Below are 18671 nucleotides of genomic sequence, written 5' to 3'. Positions count from 1 at the left end.
GGGCGGCGGGCCACGTCACCCTCCGGGCGGCGCCTCGCGCGTCCATTGCGCCACGCCGTCGCGCAGGTGCAGCTCCCGGTCGCACAGCGCGGCGGCGTCCGGGTCGTGAGTGGCCAGCACCACCGCCGCGCCGCGGTCCGCTTCGGCGCGCAGCAGATCCATCACCCGTTGGCGGTTCGCCGCGTCCAGTTCGCTTGTCACCTCGTCGGCCAGCACCACGTCACCGCGCAGCGCCAGCCCGCGGGCGATCGCGGCGCGCTGCTGCTGGCCGCCGGACAGTTCCTCGATGAGCTGGTCGCCGTGCCCGCTCAGGCCCACCTTCTCCAGGGCCGCCTGGGTGTCCCGGCGCGCCTGTGCCGCCGTGCCCCCGGCCGCGATCACCGCGACCACCACGTTCTCCGCCGCGGTCAGGATCGCCGCGAGCCCGTTGTCCTGCGGGATCAGCACCACGCCGCGGGACACCGCGTGGTCCCGGTCGCCCAGGTCCGTCCCGTCCACCGTGGCGCGTCCGGACACCGGCGGCAGCAGCCCGGCCAGCGCCCACAGGAGGGTGGTCTTGCCGGCCCCGGACGGGCCGGTCACCGCGAGCACCTCACCGGGCCGCACGGTCAGCGAGACGTCGCCGAGCACCGGGTCACCGCCGGCGTAGGCGATGGTGGCCGACGCGAGGGTCAACGTCGTCATGGCACCTCCCTGAGGGTTCGGCGGCCCGCCGCGTACGCGACCACGGCCAGTACGGCGAGCATCACGGCACCGGTCGCCGCCAGCACCGGCGGCTGCGGCCATCCGGGCAACGGCAGCGGCGGCGGGTCCAGGCCGGCCAGCGGCAACGCCCAGCCGGTCAGCCCCCACCCGGCCAGCGCGGTGGCCAGGCCCAGCACGGTGGCCACCACGACAAGCGCCGGGTAGGTCCCGAGGGTGGCCCGGCGCACCGGCGGACGCGGCAGTCCCTGGGCACGCAACGCACGCAGGTCCGCCACATGCCGGGCCCGGTCGACGCTCGCGGCGAGGATCAGCGCGCCCGCCGCGAGCGCGGTCGCCAGCACCGCGGCCAGCACGGCGAACCAGAGCGCGATCGCCGGGCCCTGCCGATCCAACTGATCGCGGACGTGGTCGGCGCGCACGTCCCGGACCACCACCAGACCGCGGCCGGCCAGCGCGTCGACGATGCCCGGCGGGGCGCCCGCCGCCAGCCACACCTGCGGGTCGTCGACGGCCGAGGCGTCGGTGGAGACCCGGTCCAGATATTCCATGTCGACTAGGGCGGACCCGAGCCCCGACACGGGCACCACCGCCGGGTGCGCCACCGTGGTGGCCGGCACGTCACCGCCGTCGAAACCGGCGATGCGCTCCCCCGCGTCGCCGGACCACGCCACCGGCAGTGGCCACGGGGTGTCCACGGGTTGCACGAACGCGCCGTCGCCCAGTCCGTTCGGCGCGTTCAGCGCGATGCGCAGCCCGTCCGGGGCGGTGGTGAGCCTGCCGTAGGCGTTCAGCCGCCAGCGGCCCGTGTCGGCCAGCGCCGCGGCGGACAGCGCCGGCCGCACCGGGTTGACGCTGCGCAGCCCGTGCAGCACCACCTCGCCGCTGACGCCGGCCACGCCGATGCCGGTGGTCAGCGCCACCGCGTTCAGCCGGCAGCCCTGCCGGCACACCGGCACCCGTTGCTGATAGGTCCAGGGTCCGGAGCGCAGGTCTCCGAAGTGGACGATGGTGTCGCCCAAGCCGGTCACCGAGGACAACACCAGCGACAGCCGCACCGGCTTGTCCGGCTGCAGGCCGGTGGCGGTGATGTCGGCCGTGACGTCCCGCCCGGGGATCACCACCGGGGCGGGCGTGGCCGGGCGCAGCGCCCGCGCGGTGGCCCCGGCCGGGTCCCCGCCGGGCGCCCAGTGCGCGACGGCGGCCAGCCGTGTCGAGTCCACCGCCAGCCCCGCCGACGGTTCACCGGCGCCCACCGGAGGCAGCGGCACCACGGCCATCGCGTACCGGCCGCCGGGGTCGGCGCCGCGCACCGCGGAGAGCAGTTGCTGCCGGCCCACCGGTTCCATGGTGAGCACCCGGTCGGCGCCGGTGCCCAATTCGGCCACCACCCGCCGGCCGCGCGCCGCCACGTCCACCGCGCAGGCGGCATACCCGGCGACCGCCACGGCGGCCACCAGCAGCGCACACAGCCGGGCCGCACCCGGCCGCCGGGACAGGGGGAAGGCGGCCAGCGCCAGGCCGAGCCGGCCGCGGATCAGCGCCCGGCCGGCGACTCGGGTGATCGCCAGGGTGACCAGCCGCGCGAAGATCAGCGCGAGGGCCAGCATCACGAAACCTGCCGCGAACATGCCCACCCCGGTGAGCGACCCGCCGGACAGCAGCGGTTGCAGGCCGGTCACCACGGCCACCAGCGCCACCGCCGCCTCGACCGCCAGCGCGCGCCCGCCGCCGGCCGCCAGCACGGTGCGGCGCAGCAGGTCGGCGACCGGGCTCGCGATCTGCCGGCGTTGCGCGAGCAGCGCGGCGGCGACCGCGGCCAGCAACGCGGGCGGCGCGTTGCGCAGCGGCGCGATCCCGGCGTCCACGCCCACGCCCGGAAAGCGCCACGCCGCCACCGCGTCCACCAGCAGTTGACCCGCCAGGCATCCGGCGACCGCGCCCGCGCCGATGGCGAACAGGCTTTCGCCGCAGGCCAGCCACCAGCGGTGCCACCGGCGGGCGCCGCGCAACGCGACCACCGCCAGCTCGGGACGCCGGCCCTGCGTGCTGTATCCCACCGCGAGGAAGATGCTCAGGCAGGCGAGCAGTACCAGGGGCACGGCAAGCACCGGGACGATCAGGCGAGCGGCGGCGCGGCCCGCGTCGATGCGGTCCAGCATCTGCGGGATGCGGGTCCGCACGACCAGTCCGGCGCCCAGGTCGCCCGCCTGGTCGCCGACGCCCGTCAGTTGCGTGCGCAGTGCGCCCAGGTGGTCCACCGCCAGCGCGGCGGACCCGGCGAACCCGTCCACCGACACGTCGGTGCTGCCGTGGTCCATGGCCTGCAGGGTGGCCGCGTCGGCGAACACCGGCTCGCCGGGCCGGTCGCCGGCGTCCCGGGCGAAATATCCGTGCGCGCCCCAGTACGTGTCCTGCGGGTCACTCACCCGGTAGGTGCCCACCACGGTGAGGTCACGCGGCTTGCCGTCGGTCAGGAATCCGGGATGCCGCGGGTCCGGGTTGAACCGCGCCGCGGTCAGCGTGATCGGGTCGCCCGCGGTCAGCGACAGCCGCCCGGCGGCCCGCACGCCGATCACCACTTCACCCTCGCCGATCATGCACCGGCCGGTGGCCATGCGCAGGTGGGCGCAAGCGTCCTGCCGGTAGACGAAGCGGGACCGCACCATCGCGGTCGGTTCGATGCCGACGGTGGGGTACTCCGCGGCATACACGTAGCTGAAGCCGGGCAGGTCGAGCAGGGCACCCGCGATGTCGTCGAAGCCGAATGCCTCCTGCTCGCCGGAGCGCTGGTTCTGCGTGGCGGACACGGTGAGCGCCCGCTCCGCCGGGGTGGCGGTGGCCACTTGCCCGGCCGCGACGGCCCGGTCGGCGGCCCGCACGTATGCCGGCGCGGCGACCGCGGCGGCCACCGCGAGCAGCGACAGCAGCGCCAGCGTGACGGCCTGCCCGCGCCGGTGCCACATCATGATCGCAACGATGCGGATCATGCCCCGCCCTCCGCGCCGGCGCCGCGCCCGGACAGCCGACGGATCAGCGGACGCGCCGCCAGCCACGCCGTGGGGGCGAGCACGGCCAGCGCGATCACCGCCGCCGCGGCGAAGGCGCCGCCGCCCAGCGGATCGGGCGGGATGACGATCCGCCAGCCGTCGGTGAACGGCGCCGTGCGCACCTGCGCCGCCGCCCCTGCCGCCACCGCCGCGAGCAGCCCACCCAGCCAGGCGGTGACGATCAGGACGGCCGGTCCGGCATACCCGGCCGTCGCCGCGACACGCCGGGACAGCCCCTGGGTCCGCAGGGCGGCCAGCCGGGCGAGTTGCGGTTCCCGGTCCACCGCGGCCACCACCGCCACCGCCGCGGCGGCCAGCAGCAGCGCCAGGCCCGCCGCCAGCAGCGCGTACTCGACCGCGGCGGCCGGGCCTTGCACGCCGAGCCGGGCGGCGCGGGCGGCGACGGTCTGGTCGGCGGCCACCGTGAGGCCGTTCGTCGTCAGGGCGTCCACGACCGACGGCGGCGCGTCGGCGGCGAGCCACACCTGGAACGTGCCGCCGGTCTCCGCGCCGGCCGCCAGCAGACGTGCGGTGTCCAGGTCCACCAGCACACCGGTGGCGCCGAGCACCGGCAGCACCGACGCGGTGCCGGCCACCCGGACCGGGGTCAGGCCGGGGCCGACCGCGAACAGCGCCGGGTCGGTGAACCGCCAGGTCTCCGGCGGCGCGCCGGCAAGCACCACGGGCACCGGCAGCGGGGCCGCGCGGGCGTACACGTCACCGGTCGCCGTGCCGTATTCGCGCGCCCGCACGTCGGTACGCAGGCGCAGGCTGCGGCCGGCCACCGAGACGTCCAGCGCGGCGCCGTTCACGCTCGGCCGCCATCGGATGATGTCGCCGAAGGCGGCCCCGTCCAGCAGCTCGCCGGCCGGGTCCCGCTGGGCCAGAGACGACAACCGGACCTCGGTGCCGGAGCCGGACATGGTGAACCCGACCAGGCGACAGCCCGGCCCGCCCCCGCACACCGGCACCGGGGTGGATACCCGGTGCTCCCCCGGCGGGACCGCACCGAACACGGCGGTGACGCGGGTGCCGTCGCCCTCGTTCTGCAGGACCGCAGCGAGCGTGACCGGCGCGTCGGAGTCGTTGCGCACGCCCAGCACCAGAGCGCGCCCGGTGACCACCGGCGGCGTGTGCACGGGACGGGCCGCCCGGGTCGCCGCCGGCAGCGCGTCTACCGGCCCGTACTCGGGACGCCAGCGAGCCACCGCGGCCAGCCGGGAAGTGTCCACCGCCAGCACCGGCGGGTCGCTGGACCCGTCCACCACCGCGGCCATGGCGAACCGCCCGGCGGGGTCGGCGCGGCGGACCGCGTCCTCCAGCACGGTGCGGTTGTCCGCCTGCACGGTCAGCACTCGCGACGCGCCCAGCTCCACCGCCGCCCGGTCGACACGCGAGGTGCGCGCCGCGGCCCAGCCTCCGGCGGCCGTCACGAACACCGCGACCACGGTGGTGACGAAGGCGAAGACGCGGTCGGTACCGGGCTGGCGGGAGACGTGCACGGCGACCAGTCCGGCGCGCAGCCGCCCGGCCCGCAGCGCCGCCCCGCCCACCGCATCGGCGACCCGGGACAGCACCCGTGCCAGCAGGACCGCGACGGCGAGCGCGACCAGGCCCGGCGCGATCAGCCCGACACCGGAGTCGGCGCCGCCGGAGCGGGCCTGGTAGGTGGCCGCCGCGGCGAGCGCCAGCAGGGTCAGGTCGATCAGGTCGGCCCGCCAGTCGCGGCGGCCCACCGTGACCCGGCGCAGCAGGGTGGCCACGCTCAGCCGCAACGCCAGCCCTTCCACCGCGGTCACCACCAGCAGGCCACCGGCCAGCACCGCGCCGGCCGTCGCGGCCGACCAGGCCAGCACCGTCGCGCGGGCGCCGTCGGACACCGGCCCGGCCAGCAGGCGCACGATCAGGGCTCCCAGCGGCAGCCCGAGCAGCAAGCCGCCGATCATCGGAAGCAGGTGCTGGCCCAGGATCAGCCGCAGCATCGCCGGCCGTCCCACCCCGCGCAGTTTGAGCAACGCCGTGTCGGCGCGGCGGTCCCGCCCGGTGTACCGGGTGGCGAGGGCGATCGCGAACCAGCCCAGCAGCAGCACCTGGCCCAGCGCCACCAGCACGCTGCGCCGGATCGCCGCCCGGTCCCGGGCGATGGTCGCCAGCAGGTCACCCGTCGCGTCGACCAGTTGCAGGTCCTGCGCGCGCAGGCGACGGTCCGCCTCGGCCAGCGCCGCGCTCAGCGTCCGCACCCCCTCGCGCAGCCGGGCCTGCGGCACCACCGTGTCGTACGCGAGGGTGGGCTGCCACAGCGGACGGCGCGCAAAGGTGTCCAGCGGGGTGAACAGCGGCTCGAAGCCGTCGTCGGCCCGGAACAGCTTGTCGCTCCAGTACGCGCCGGAGGGATCGGCGATGCGGTACAGCGCCACCACGCGCAGCCGCAGCGGTTCCGTGCCGGGCGCCGACCGGACCGTCATGGTGTCCCCGGCCACGAGGTCCAGTTGCTGCGCCGCCGCACGCTCCAGGGCCACCTCGCCGGCCGCGGCGGGGCATCGCCCGTCGAGTTGCGCATGGTCGCAGAACCCCGCGCGGTAGCTCACCGCGATGGCCGGGGCCTGCACGCCGTGCGGCACCGTCATCGCCAGGGTCATGCCCAGCGCCGGAGCCGAACCGTCGACCGGCAGGTTGGTGGTGGCCGCCGTGGCGAAGGCGTCAAGCGCCGCGCGGGGATCGCCGTCGGTGTCCGCGACCCGGCGCACCGACAGCGTGCGCTGCTCGGCGGGTGCGCCCCGGACGTCCGCGGCGGCGGCCCGCTCACCGGCGGCCTCGCTGTACCACGGCCCGGCGGCCGCGGCCACCGCCACCAGCGCGGTCAGCGCCAGCACCGCGGACACCTGGGCGGTGCGGGTCCGCGCCGCGCCGAGGATCAGCGCGAACATACGGCCACCCCCACCATGATCGGTGTGGCACGTTACACCGTCGGCGGACGGCCCGGCTCAGAGCCAGCCGCGGCGTTTCAGGTACGCGTAGAGGATGCCGGCCGAGACCAGGATGAGCGCCAGGCTGACCACGAAGCCGGTCGTGGTCCCGTATCCCCAGTAGGGCAGGTTCTGGCCGAAGAATCCGGTCAGCGCGGTCGGTACGGCGATAATCGCGGCCCAGGCGGCGAGCTTGCGGGTCACCACGTTGAGCGCGTTGCTCTGCTCGTTGAGGTCCGCGTCGAGCAGCCCGTTGATCCGGTCGCGGGCGCCGTCGATGGTTTCGGTCGCGCGCCGGGCGTGGTCGTCCACGTCCCGGAAGTACGGCGTGAGGCTCTCATCCACCAGCCCGGTGTCCGGCCGCAGCATCTGAGCGATCAGATCCGCCATGGGTTCCACCGGCCGGCGCAGGGCGGCGAGCGTCTTGCGCAGCCCGAACCCGTACATGCGGACCGGCCGGGGCGCGCCGCCCTCGTCGAGCATGTCGTCCTCGGTGGCGTCCATCGCCTCGTCCAGGCTGCGAGCCGCGTCGTACTGGCCGTCGACCACCACGTCGAGCATGCCGTAGACCAGGAAGCCGACGCCGCTGGTGGCGCTGAGCTCGATGTCCGCGTCCCAGCGGCGCATCAGCGCCTCCAGGTCGCCCGGCGACTTGTGCACCGTGATCAGCGCGCGGGACGTGATGAACGCGCTGATCTCGGTCTGCTGCATGCTGGGCACCGGCCCGTCGGTCCGCACGCGGACCTCGTACACGTTCATGAAGAGGTGATCGGGATAACGGTCCAGCTTCGGACGCTGGTGGTCATGCACCGCGTCCTCGACGGCCAGCGGGTGCAGCCCGAACTCCTCCTGGACCGCGCGCAACCCGTTCTCGTCCGGGTCGTACAGGTCCAGCCACAGAACCGCGTCCGGATTGTCCTTCAGCAGGCCGGCGATCTGGTCGGTGGCGAAGTTCTCCGCGATGACCTTGCCGCCCTCGTAGAGACGGGTGTGCGTCGGGCATACAGGTTCCACGCCGTCACTATGCCCCAAGGTCCGCCCGGTCATCCCTGCTCCCGGCCGCGAACGGGGGCCCGGTGACTTCCGCGCTGTCCGGGTTCGTGCTCATCGGTGCCATCGTGCTGGCCGGCTGGGCGGCGCGCCGCTGGAGCGGCCTGCCGGACGACGCCCAGGCGGTGCTCGGCGGCCTGGCCTACACGGTGCTGTCGCCGTGCCTGCTGTTCACCGCCGCCGCCGGCGCGGATCTGCACCTGCTGCTCAGCGAGCCGCTGCTGGTGTCCGCCGCGGCGGCCGGCATCTGCTTCGGCTCGCACGTGCTGGTGTCGTGGCTGGCGCCCGGCGAGCGCACGCCCGGGGCGACCGTCACCGGGGCGCTGGCCGCCGGCTATGTCAACGCCAACAACATCGGCATCCCGGTCGCCACGTACGTGCTGGGTGACGCCACCCTGGCCGTACCGATCATCGTGCTCCAGGTGCTGATCATCACCCCGCTGGTGCTGGCGTTGCTGGAGGCCGCCACCACCGGCCGGGTGTCCCCGCGTGCCATCCTGGCGGCGCCGCTGCGCAATCCCCTGGTGATCGCCGTCGCCCTGGGCGTGCTGGTCTCCGCGTTCGGCCTGCATGTGCCCGCGATCGTCGCGCGGCCGGTGGCCACCATCGGCGCCGCGGCGGTGCCGGTGGTGCTGATCGCCTTCGGCATGTCGCTGTCCGGGCGGCGGGTGCTCGCCGCGCGCCACGACCGGGTGCCGACCATCGCGGCCGTGATCCTGAAGATCGTCGTCATGCCGGTGGTGGCGCTGACCCTGGCCCTCGCGCTGGGCCTGCCGCCGCAGATCCGGTACGCGGTCACCGTGCTTGCCGCGCTGCCCACCGCGCAGAACGTGTTCCTGTTCGCGCAGCGCTTCGGTGCCGGGCTGACGCTGGTGCGGGATGCCACGTTCCTGTCCACGGTGGGTTGCGTGCCGGTGCTGCTGCTGACCGCGCTGTTGCTGGGCTGAACCCGGGCCCGTCGCCTCAGCGGTGTGTGCAGACCTGCTTCGACGTGGCCACCCGGTCGGTGGTGTAGACCACGGCGACCGTGAAGCAGTAGTTCTCCGCCTCGTTGAGGCCGTACACGACATAGTTGGTGGTGCCCGCCGGCAGTTGCTGGAAGGCCCGCTGCTCCTGGCCCACCCGGCCGCCGGAGATCAGCACCGGCCCTTCGGAGTCGTCCGGATACCCCCAGGTCAACGAGACGCTGTCGTGGTTGTCGCGCAGCTTCACCGCGGTCGGCGCGGCGCCATCGGGCGCCCCGGAGGTGGGGGTGATCACCACCGGCGGGGACGCGGGCGCTGACGATGCGGGGGTGGTCGCCGGGGCGCCGGACTGGCCGACCGCGCGGGGCAACGTCAGGACCACCACCACGGCGGCCACCGCGATGCCCGCGACCACGGCCGCGATCAGCACGTACGGGTTGCCGGGCCGGCGTTCGGGTCGGCGCACCGGCACCGGGAGACGTCGTTGCGGGGTCTCGACCGGGGCGCTGCCGGCCGGCACGCGCCGCCCGTCCCGGGTGTATTCGGCGCGCTGCCCCGGCGCGGGCAGCGGGGTGTCGACGCGGGCGTGCCGGCCGCCGTTGCGGGTGCCCGGCGCCGTCTGCATCTGATGGAGGTACATCGGCGCCTGGTACACCGACCCGTTGGGGTCGGTGATGCGGTCGTCCGGCGGCGGGTCCGAGAAATCCGGCCCGGCCTGCGGCGAGGCCGCCTGATCGGGAACGGCGCGCTCCGGGTGGCGCGGGCCCGCGGGCGCGGGGACCGGACCGGCGGCGGGGCCCGGGTCGGTGTCCGGCCCGCTGGACTGCATCACGCGCCCGCAGGTGTGCCGCCCGGACGGGGGCGCCGCGGCCAGCGACGCGGCCTGGCGGGCGAGCGGATGGTCGGCGGGCAGATAGCGTGCGCACAACTCCTGCACCAGGCTGAGATGCTCGGTGGACTCCGCGAAGCGCCCGCACTCGCGCTCCATCGCGCCGAGCCGGGCCAGCATCTTGATCCCGGCCGGCGCGGCGTCGCCGTGCACCGAGCGGTAGCGCTGCCAGGCGTCGGCGAGCCGGGCGCGGGCCGCCGTGCAGTGGCCGGCCGCGTGTTCCGCGGTCGCCAGGTCCGCCTCCGCCGCCAGCACCCGCGGCGAGTTCGGGCCGTCCTTCGTGGCCAGCGAGCCGACCAGGTCGTGGTAGAGCTGCGCGGCGCGGCCGTGGTTGCCGACGCGGTGCAGCACCGCCGCGTGCAGCGCCGCCGCGGCAAGCGTGCGCTCATCCTGGGGACCGTGCAGCCGGTCCTCGGCGGCGTGCGCGAACCCGGCCCAGGACCGCGCCGCGTGCGAGTCGCCCAGTCCGACCAGGATGCGGGCGAGCAACGCCGCCGCGGTAGCCAGATCGGGTGACGCGTGTTGCGGGTCGACCCGGCGCGGGTCCAACGCGCCGGTGAGAATCTCCCGGGCGGCCTGAAGGTCGCCGGCAGACGACAGCGTCTGGGCTCGGGCGGTGAGTTCGGCGATGGGTGGGGCCACGTGCCTCATAGTGCTCGGTCGGCCACGTTAGGTACAAGACCGTGAGCCCGGGGTTATGCCTGCGCGACCACGGCGGGTAGAAACTCAAGGCATGACCGTCCGAGACCTGACCCGCGAGGTGCTGATCCGCCATCTGCAGGCATGGGTTCCGGCGGCGCTGCACCGCGGACGCACCGCCGTGTACGTGCACGGGTACGCCGACGCGGACGGCGGCACCGCCGCGGAGGCCGCCCTGCGGGTGTTCGCCGAGCAGTCCGACCTGGTCCGCGGGCGCGAACTGGTGATGCTGGCCCTCGGGGACGACGTCGCCGAGGTCGGTCGCCGGCTGTCCGGCGTGCCCGGCTGTGACGCCCCCGGGCTCGTCGTGCACACGGTACCCGGCGGAACCGACGCCCGGCTCCCGGCGGCGCTGCGGGCCACCGGGGACACGCGAGCGCCGCGCCTGGCCTACCTGGACGCCTCCACCGCCGCGTACCCGCCCGCGGCCGGCACCCTCGGCGCGCTCGCCGGCGGCAAGGCTGCGGAGGTGCTCGCGGTGCTCCCCGCCGCCAGCACCGGGAGCCTGCTGCGCGAAGCGGGGTTTCCGCTGGTCACCGCCATCGAACTGGCCACCGGTGAGGAACCCGGACCGGTCCTGGCCTACGCCACCGCGCTGGGCCGCAGCCTGGCCGCCTTCAAGGACACGCTGTGGGCGGTCGACGAATTCGCCGGCGTGCGTTACCGCGACCCCGGCGATCCGGAACGGCACCTGATCGACATCTCACTCACCCCGCACCCGGGTCCGCTGCGCCGCGAGATCCTGGCCCACCTCGGCCGGATCGGCGAGGCCACGGTGACCGACCTGCGCACGTTCGCGCTCACCGAGACCGTGTATCGGGCCGCCGACGCCACCCGGGTGCTGCACACGCTCATCGACGCGGGCACGGTGACGCGACGGCCCGAGCACGGACGCCTCGGCGGCGACGTGATCATCGGCCTGTGATCAGGACTTGTCCTGCTTCCAGTGCAGCGGGCCGGGCAGGTCGAAGCGGTGCGCCTTGGCGCGCGAGTTCCATGACCAGCGGCCGATCTTGACGCTCCAGGACGAGAAACCGTTCTGGGTGAAGTGCAGCGTGATCGGTCCGATCTTTTTCTGCTTGCGCAGCATGACGCCCATGGTGCGGTCCCTCCACGATGTACCACTGAAGTGGTCAGATGGTTCCCGATCGCCCGCCGCGGCAAACGCGGCCCCGCCCGGACAGTGGTCAGCGCGGGTGCCAGGCATCCGGCCGGGCGGTCAGTTTGCGGACGTGCGCCGGCATCTTGCCGCTGATCACCTCGTCCAGGCTGACCTCGTCGACCACCTCGCGCACCGCGGACCGCACCGCGACCCAGAGGTTCGGCAGGTTCCGGGCCGGGCCGGAGTAATGGGTCTCCTCCGGACGCATGCCGCGCACCCCTGCCAGCGGACCGTCCACCGCCCGCAGGACCTGCCCGATGGTCACGTCGCCGGGCGGCTGGGACAGCGTGTAGCCGCCCTCGGCGCCGCGCTGGGCACGCACCACGCCGGCGCGACGCATGTCCGCGAGAACCGCCTCCAGAAATTTCCTGGGCATGTCCTGGTCCTGAGCGATGGCCTGGGCAGACATCAGGGTCGGATAGGCGTTGGCCAAGCTCAGCGCCGCCCGTACCGCATAGTCGCCGCGCGCGGAGATTTGCACGTCACCATCATGCCCCGTAGTGGCTACGCCGTGTGCCGGGCCCCCGCGAGCGGGTCGCGCCGGTCATCCGGCGGCACGCGCGGCACCGGCACGTGACGACCGTCCGATGTCGCGTTCGTGCGGAAGACTCCCGGGCTGGCGCCCACCTCCCGGTGGAAGAACCGCCCGAAGTTCGTCGGTTCGGCGAAACCCAAGCGCCGTCCGACCTCGGCCACCGAGAGCGGGGTGCAGGCCAGCAGCCGCCGCGCTTCGAGCGCGACCCGGTCGTCCACCACCTGCTTCGCCGTGCGGCCGGTAACGGCCAGGCTCGCCCGCGTCAACGTACGCACCGAGCAGCCCACCTGGGCCGCGTAGTCTTCCACCCGGCGGCTGGTCGCATGCCCCTCCTCCAGCATGCGGCGAAACCGGGCGAACGTCCGGCTCTCCACGGTCGACATGTCCGGCAGGTCATCGGCAGCGATCAGGGTGATCCGCAGCAACAGCACCGCCAGTTGATGGCGCAGCAGCGCGGCCGCCGCCTCCCCGGCGGAATGCCGCTCACAATCCACTGCGAGCTGGGCGAACTCGTTGATCACGGCGTCCTCGTCCTCGCCGGTCAACTGCCAGCGGCCCGGACCGACAGGATCATCGGTGTCCAGGCCGGCGGTCTGGCCGGGCGGCAACAGGCCCGGTCGCCAGCACACCATCGCCGCGTCCAGGCCGGTCCCCTCGGCCACCTTGACCGCCTGGCCCGGCCGCACCCACAGCAGGGTCCCCGGCCGGCACTCGCGAGATGTGAAGTCGATCTCGATCACGCCGTGGCCGGTGGTGGTCAGGGCGAGAAGGTGGTTCGGCAGCCGCTGCGGCGGTGTGCGCGGATCGGCCAGCGCCGTGTCCGGCAGCGCGCAGGTTCCGACGCCCGCCCACAACGGGGCCGGCAACGGCAGTGCGGCGGCGCGATGGCGCTGGTCCAACGTCAGCATCGGGGCCGAACGTAACCGGCGCCCGCCACTGATGCACGCCAGAGTTCTTGCACCTGTCCCAATGACATGCAGAAACGGACATTGAGCATTATTTTCGTCTAAAAGTCCGCGATCGGGCTGACAAAAGGGACGACCCGCGAGAGCCGGCAGTGCCCTCGCGGATCGTCCCCGAAATATCCGCCTCGTTACCGGCCCGCCAGCAACCTGTTCACGGCGGCGTCCACATCCAGATGATCGGATTCCCGACCCCGCGGCACCACCACATAGGTGCGCCGCAAGAACCGGACAAGGATGCTGCGCGGAACTTCGAACAGCGCATTGCCGTCCGGCGACGACAACGCCAACGCGACGAAGTCGCCCCGCGGCGTGGCCCACGGCCACACCCGGACGTCACCGATGCCCGCCGGCTCATCGAGCCCAGCAACGAGAAGTTCCCGCGCAAAGGACCAGCTCACGGCTTCCCCACCGGCTGATTCTGCGTGGAACAACACGTGCACCGCGTACGGATCGGCTGGGTCATAGCGGAGACTGGCACGCACGGGCAGAGCCGTGGCATCAGGCGCTACGAGCCGCAGCGAGGTTTCGACCTCGACGGTCGTTGGACGAATGGTACTCATGGACGTACTCCCCCCGGCACCGCTGCGAGGCCGATGAACCCCGCGTTTCCCATACTCAGGTGATCCCTGTCGTTACGCTCCGCCATAAGCTGATCTCACCCAGTAGTGGGAAGACGACCCCAATTCGCGCTCCAAGACTGACAAAAAGCGATATATTGTCTTGTTCTCGACGAGCGCTTAGATTCGCCCGGCGACGGGTGGGCCCAGCTGTTTGACTTACTCCGGTAACGTCCATTCCTCCCGGGTAGTGACGGGGATCCGGGACACTGGGGGATGGAATGACCACAAAGCACGACGAGCCCAGCACCCGCATGGGTGTTTTGGACCGAATCAGGCGCAATCCGACCGGGCGTCTGGCTCTCCGCATCGGCATCGGAACGCTCGGCACCCTGGTGGTGGCCGTGGGGATCGTGCTGATCCCCCTCCCCGGGCCGGGTTGGGCCATCGTGATCCTGGGACTCGCCATCTGGGCACTCGAGTTCGCCTGGGCGAAGAACCTGCTGGAATTCACCAAGAGGCACGTCCGGTCGTGGACCCACTGGGTGGGCCGCCAGCCGCTCGGCCTGCGAGCCGTCATCGGCATGGCCGGCATGCTGTTCGTGTCCGCGGTGGTGTGGCTGTCGGTGCGCCTCAGCTTCGGCATCGACCTGGTGTCGATCGCCTGGAACTGGATCACCGGAGGAAGCTGACCCCGATTTCCGGCTCCGGCGCCCGGTCCGGTAAAGTCTGTCTGCGTCGAGGGCGATTAGCTCAGCGGGAGAGCGCTCCGTTCACACCGGAGAGGTCACTGGTTCGATCCCAGTATCGCCCACCATAGTTGTCAGTGCGCGAACCACCTGGTTGGCGTCACGGTCGGCAGGGGTCAGCCCGTCGGGGGCTGGCCGTTCGTCGTTTCCGGGCTCTGCGGTGAGCGGCAGTTTGAACACCGGTCGGACGGTGTCGTCCGACACGACCGTGATCTCTTGCGGATCTTGGGAGCGTCGTCGTCTAGGGTGCCTCGTTCGAAGGCGCTCAGGTAGCGGTCGACGACGGCCGTGTTGTCCCGCAGTTCCCCGGTGAGCGTGGCCAACTGTTCCCGCTTGGCGGCGGTGGAGGCGGCGTAGTTGTCCTGAAAACGGGTGATCGCGTCGGTGATCAGGTCGTGGCCGGTGGTGTAGAAGTCCAGCAGCGCGTCACTGACCGCGGCTTCGAGGTCGTCGGCGTTGAACCGGTGAATGCAGCAGCCGGCCTTGGTGCCGTACCGGGCCTGGCTCCAGCAGGTGTAATACCGGTAGGTCTTGTACCTGCCCTTGGCGGCGGTGCCGATGTAGCCGCGCCCGCACTGCGGACAGCGGATCAACCCGGTCAGCGTGTAGCTGGACGGGTTCGCCGCCCGCCGCCCGATCTCCGCCGACCGGCGGCCCAGAATCTGCTGGGCGATGTCGAAACGAGCGAGATCGACGATGGGCTCGTGAGCGTCCGGAACCACGATGTCGCGGAAGGTCTTCTCCCCCACATAGATCCGGTTGGTCAGCAGCATCTCCACGGTGTGCGCCGACCAGGGCTTGCCCAGCCGGGTGCGTGACCCCTGCTCGTTGAGCCGCCCGGCAATCGTCTTCGTGCCGAGCCGGTCGGTGACGTACAGGTCGAAGATTTTCCGGACCGTGACCGCCTCGCCGGGGTCGGGCACCAGCCCGTCCAGGGTGCGGTCGAGGCGGTAGCCGAACGGACGCTGCCCGCCGGTCCACAACCCTTTCGCGGCTGTGCGTTCCATCCCGGCGATGACCCGGTCGATGATCGTCTCGCGTTCGAACTCGGCGAACACGCCCAGCATCCGCCCCACCGGGGTGGCGGTGTCGAACGGCTCGGTCGCCGACCGGAACACCACCTGCGCCTCCGCCAACTCGTCCAGGAGTCCGGTCAGGTCCCGCAGGCTGCGGGAGAACCGGTCCACCCGGTACACCAACAGGGTGTCGAACAGTCCGGCCCGCGCCGCGCGCAGCGCCTGCTGGAGTTGCGGCCGGTCGGTGGACGCGCCGGAGGCGTCGTCGGAGTAGACCACCACGATCTCCCAGTCGCCGGGTTGCGGAGTGCCGGAGTCATCTCCTTTCGAACCGTGATCATCCATAGGCGACCTGAGGGAGATCCGCCTGACGAATACCAGGACAGCGGCCACGAAGATTGAAGATCGACATCGTGTGGTCCTCTCCTTCGGTGGGCCGTCGGACTCGCGGGGGCGGGTCGACGTCGAAGTGGATCGACCCTCAACAGGCCTCCGACTCAAGCGGAGACAAGACATCCAGCGAACCCACCACCGGCGCACCGTGCAATTCTTGGTCCATCCGGGTGACCGGCCGACAGATCGCTGCCGAGATCGTCACTCCAGGCCGCGCTGCCTGGCGACGAGTTCGACAGCGTCCTTGGCCTCTTTCAGACCGGCCCCGGTCGCCTCCCGGTACTTCTTGATCGCCTGAATCTTGCGGCCGGCGACCAACTCCTCCCAGACCGGCCCTGGGAGGGTCGGCTCGGGTTCGCGGACATCCAGATGGTCCATGATCAGATCCAGCTTGCGCTCGACTGCCGCCAACCGGCGAGCCTGACGATCAATGGCGCTACGGCGGTCACTGACGGCCACCACGAGGGCCAACACGAACGGCACAACCACGGCGAACGAAATGATCCACTCCATGCCCGCCATTCAACACCGGAGGACGAAGTCAAACTGGCCGCTTGCGCACTCACCAGAATCGACGGTCAGCCATCCCTACCCGGCGGGTGGTTCCGTTGCGGCTACAGACGAGCAGACCCATGCCGCCCCCATCGCCCCTGATCGCGAACCAGCGCCCGCGAAAGGACTTGATCCAGCGTCTGGCGGTGGGCATTGGTCTGCGCAGCCTGCCCGTACCGTCACAGCATGTGATGGCAGCCGCCGGGCCACCGCGCACGATCGGCGGCAAATCCGTGCGCGGTCGACTTGTCAAAAGTCCGTCAAGGCCGCTCGGTACTATCATCGGTGGTGGTTTCCTGCGGGCGAAGTGCGGTCAGCAGGTTGTCGAGTTGACCCCAGGCCCGCGCACTGGCGATGTGGTCGATGTAGTCTCGCGACTCGATGATGAGCCCATCGCGGATGCGCATCACAAAGACACACGGCACCGTAAATGCCTCGCCTGTCTCTTCGACCCGCCCCTGGTAGGCGAACTCAGCGACGATCACCTCCGGGTCGGCGGTTTCATGGATCGTGATGTCGACCGGCTTGCGCCTCAGCGTCCGGGCGACGGGACCCGGCGCGGTGAAGTGCTCGTGGAGTTCGCTGCGGCTGCGCAACGGCGGCGGATCGAGCGGGTGGAACGGATGCGTGACATGGGTCTGTTCGGCGTACAGCCCCGCGAGGCCCTCGTACGGGCCGTCACAGACGCCGTTCACCAGTCGGAGGAAAGTCTCGCGAGGACTGCTCATACCGGGGGCTTCCTTCGAGTCGGCAAATGTCGTCCGGGCATGTCGGCGAACCACATCCGGAGAAGCCCGAAACCCATCACACCGTACCGAGCCTGCCTCGCTTTGACTGCCCCGCAGCGCTCCCGTCGACTACTTCCGAGCCGAGCCGTCGAGCCGTGCACCACGCTACGTAGCGATCGGTTCGCGGCAAATCCGTACACGTGACCTTGGGCCATTCGACGGGCGAAGGCGGGGCGTCCCTATCGGTAGATGGTGCCGATCTTCTCGACGCCACGCCGGTGCTCCGAACCGTTACGGTTGGCCGATGATGCGAGGCCGGACGGTCGTCCTGAACGGTGATCTCGGCGGTGGCAAGACCACCGTGTCGGTGATGCTGGCGGACCGGCTGGGGGTACGAAGGGTCAGCATCGGGGATCTTTATCGTCGGATGGCCGCGGAGCATGGCATGACCGCATTGCAGTTCAACCTGCATGCGGAGTTGGACGACAAGGTCGACCACTACATCGACCATCTGCAGCATGACATCGCGGCCGGCGGCGAGCGTCTGGTGGTCGACAGCCGGCTGGCCTGGTACTTCTTTACTGACGCCTTGAAGGTGCACCTGGTCACCGAGCCGATCGTGGCGGCGCGGCGCGTGCTTGGCCGGGTCGGCGACCAGGTCGAGAACTATCGCGACCTGGACGAGGCCGCTCGCCAATTGGGCCTTCGCAGCGACAGCGAACGGCAGCGGTTCCTGTCGCGATACGGCGTCGACAAGACCTGGCTGCGTAACTACGACCTCGTCTGCGATACCACGAGAGCGGCGCCGGAAGATGTCGTCGAACGAATCGTCGAATCGCTCGCGACGCCTGCCGGCACCGGTCTGCTACCTCGATCCCCACCGTGTACGCCTGGCCGCCACGACCGACGAGGACGGCGGAATCGTGGTGCGCTACCGGGCACCACACTTCTTCGCCGAACAAGGACGCCGTCGGCTGGATGCCGCCGTGCACGCTGGTGAAACCCTGACCGCGATGGTCCTCGCCGATGGCAGTGACCTGGCCCGGTGACATGGCCGTCGTTCCGGGCACAGCCAGATGTGTAAGCCCTTACCAGCAGGTCATGCTGACGGCCGCAAGGTGTGAGCTGGTTCTACTCCGGTAGCCAGACGCGTTAACAGCGGCAGATGAAGGCGCGCTACTCGTACCCCGTCGCACCTTGTATGAGCTCGGCAAACAGACGCCAGGAGGCTTGCTCCTGATCCTGTGTCGACGCATCGACAAGACGGGCCTCCGCGACCGCTAACAGCCCGTCGAGGAAACGGTCCAGGGTGCCGTTCTCCCACTCGGCCGCTCCCTCCGATCGGAAGTCGGCCAAGACCCCCGAGAGGAAGCGGGCGAAGTCGTCGCGTGTTTCGACGCTGCTCGGGTTTACGTCGGTTGCCCGGCCAGTCTCGTAGTTCACCGCCCCATGGTGCACGGAGACCAGCCGGCGACTACACGCCGGCGATCGCGCCCACGCGACGGCACGACCGCGCATTTGGCGCGGCAGAAGCGGATACCGCGGTTCACGATCCAAACGCCTCAGTAGGACTGGCCAATCGTCAATCGGAACGCTGCTGCCGCGTAGGTGGCGACCTCAGAGTTCGGGGGATCGCACGTCGAAGTCTTCGTGCGAAGATCGCGACATGTCAGAACTCACCGCTCGTGGTGCG

The 18671-nt window shown here is 71.9% G+C and carries 17 protein-coding genes and 1 tRNA gene; 5 read left to right on the top strand and 13 right to left on the bottom strand.

Translation table 11 applies throughout. From position 1 onward, the window contains the following. Positions 1-15 precede the first annotated feature (15 nt). From IEY73_RS09075 to IEY73_RS09060, 4 genes are read right to left on the bottom strand one after another with little or no spacing between them, the layout of a single operon-like run. A complete protein-coding gene (locus IEY73_RS09075) occupies positions 16-684 on the bottom strand; it encodes an ABC transporter ATP-binding protein (RefSeq protein WP_189078675.1) in 669 nt (222 codons plus the stop codon). Further along, positions 681-3692 (bottom strand): FtsX-like permease family protein, encoded by a 3012-nt coding sequence (locus IEY73_RS09070; protein ID WP_189078674.1) that lies wholly within the window; start codon positions 3690-3692, stop codon positions 681-683. The genes IEY73_RS09075 and IEY73_RS09070 overlap by 4 nt, the downstream gene beginning before the upstream one ends. Continuing rightward, the gene (locus IEY73_RS09065; RefSeq protein ID WP_189078673.1) at positions 3689-6679 is read right to left on the bottom strand and encodes an FtsX-like permease family protein; all 2991 of its coding nucleotides are present in this window, start codon (positions 6677-6679) and stop codon (positions 3689-3691) included. The genes IEY73_RS09070 and IEY73_RS09065 overlap by 4 nt, the downstream gene beginning before the upstream one ends. Before the next feature lie 57 nt (positions 6680-6736). Next, positions 6737-7732: a magnesium transporter CorA family protein gene (locus tag IEY73_RS09060; protein WP_229715691.1), complete on the bottom strand. Its 996-nt coding sequence runs from the start codon at positions 7730-7732 to the stop codon at positions 6737-6739. Between the two features lie 62 nt (positions 7733-7794). Here IEY73_RS09060 and IEY73_RS09055 point away from each other — a divergent pair, with 62 nt between their 5' ends. Further along, a complete protein-coding gene (locus tag IEY73_RS09055) occupies positions 7795-8715 on the top strand; it encodes an AEC family transporter (protein WP_189078671.1) in 921 nt (306 codons plus the stop codon). A gap of 16 nt (positions 8716-8731) precedes the next feature. Here IEY73_RS09055 and IEY73_RS09050 read toward each other — a convergent pair whose 3' ends face one another. Then, positions 8732-10273: a fibronectin type III domain-containing protein gene (locus IEY73_RS09050; protein WP_189078670.1), complete on the bottom strand. Its 1542-nt coding sequence runs from the start codon at positions 10271-10273 to the stop codon at positions 8732-8734. Positions 10274-10355: 82 nt separating this feature from the next. Here IEY73_RS09050 and IEY73_RS09045 point away from each other — a divergent pair, with 82 nt between their 5' ends. Further along, positions 10356-11246 carry a hypothetical protein gene (locus IEY73_RS09045; RefSeq protein WP_189078669.1) on the top strand — a complete coding sequence of 297 codons (891 nt, stop codon included), beginning with the start codon at positions 10356-10358 and terminating at the stop codon, positions 11244-11246. Here the strand turns inward: IEY73_RS09045 and IEY73_RS09040 are convergent, their stop codons facing one another. The 4 genes from IEY73_RS09040 to IEY73_RS09025 form a co-directional block, all read right to left on the bottom strand. Next, positions 11247-11420, bottom strand: coding sequence for a DUF4236 domain-containing protein (locus IEY73_RS09040; protein ID WP_189078668.1), 174 nt, complete (start codon positions 11418-11420; stop codon positions 11247-11249). Between the two features lie 88 nt (positions 11421-11508). Further along, positions 11509-11964, bottom strand: coding sequence for an RrF2 family transcriptional regulator (locus tag IEY73_RS09035; RefSeq protein WP_189078667.1), 456 nt, complete (start codon positions 11962-11964; stop codon positions 11509-11511). Between the two features lie 23 nt (positions 11965-11987). Further along, a complete protein-coding gene (locus tag IEY73_RS09030; RefSeq protein WP_189078666.1) occupies positions 11988-12926 on the bottom strand; it encodes a helix-turn-helix domain-containing protein in 939 nt (312 codons plus the stop codon). Positions 12927-13111: 185 nt separating this feature from the next. Then, positions 13112-13543 carry an SsgA family sporulation/cell division regulator gene (locus IEY73_RS09025; protein ID WP_189078665.1) on the bottom strand — a complete coding sequence of 144 codons (432 nt, stop codon included), beginning with the start codon at positions 13541-13543 and terminating at the stop codon, positions 13112-13114. Positions 13544-13821: 278 nt separating this feature from the next. On the opposite strand from IEY73_RS09025, the gene IEY73_RS09020 reads away from it, so the two are divergent. Together IEY73_RS09020 and IEY73_RS09015 are read left to right on the top strand one after the other, a co-directional pair. Further along, positions 13822-14232: a TIGR02611 family protein gene (locus IEY73_RS09020; protein WP_189078664.1), complete on the top strand. Its 411-nt coding sequence runs from the start codon at positions 13822-13824 to the stop codon at positions 14230-14232. Between the two features lie 50 nt (positions 14233-14282). Next, a tRNA-Val gene (locus IEY73_RS09015) sits at positions 14283-14357 on the top strand. A 48-nt stretch (positions 14358-14405) separates the two neighbouring features. Here the strand turns inward: IEY73_RS09015 and IEY73_RS09010 are convergent. From IEY73_RS09010 to IEY73_RS09000, 3 genes are all read right to left on the bottom strand, one after another. Next, positions 14406-15650, bottom strand: coding sequence for a recombinase family protein (locus IEY73_RS09010; RefSeq protein ID WP_189078663.1), 1245 nt, complete (start codon positions 15648-15650; stop codon positions 14406-14408). A gap of 249 nt (positions 15651-15899) precedes the next feature. After that, positions 15900-16211, bottom strand: coding sequence for a ribosomal protein L7/L12 (locus tag IEY73_RS09005; protein WP_189078662.1), 312 nt, complete (start codon positions 16209-16211; stop codon positions 15900-15902). A 299-nt stretch (positions 16212-16510) separates the two neighbouring features. Next, positions 16511-16978 (bottom strand): nuclear transport factor 2 family protein, encoded by a 468-nt coding sequence (locus IEY73_RS09000; protein WP_189078661.1) that lies wholly within the window; start codon positions 16976-16978, stop codon positions 16511-16513. Positions 16979-17282: 304 nt separating this feature from the next. Between IEY73_RS09000 and IEY73_RS08995 the strand changes: the two genes are divergently transcribed. Continuing rightward, the gene (locus IEY73_RS08995) at positions 17283-17978 is read left to right on the top strand and encodes an AAA family ATPase (RefSeq protein WP_189078660.1); all 696 of its coding nucleotides are present in this window, start codon (positions 17283-17285) and stop codon (positions 17976-17978) included. A 176-nt stretch (positions 17979-18154) separates the two neighbouring features. On the opposite strand, the gene IEY73_RS08990 is transcribed toward IEY73_RS08995, so the two are convergent. Beyond that, positions 18155-18421 (bottom strand): DUF7660 family protein, encoded by a 267-nt coding sequence (locus tag IEY73_RS08990; RefSeq protein WP_189078659.1) that lies wholly within the window; start codon positions 18419-18421, stop codon positions 18155-18157. Between the last annotated feature and the right edge of the window lie 250 nt (positions 18422-18671).

Source organism: Mangrovihabitans endophyticus (assembly GCF_014646155.1).
Taxonomy (GTDB): Bacteria; Actinomycetota; Actinomycetes; order Mycobacteriales; family Micromonosporaceae; genus Actinoplanes; species Actinoplanes endophyticus.
This window is presented reverse-complemented; position numbering and strand designations above follow the sequence as displayed.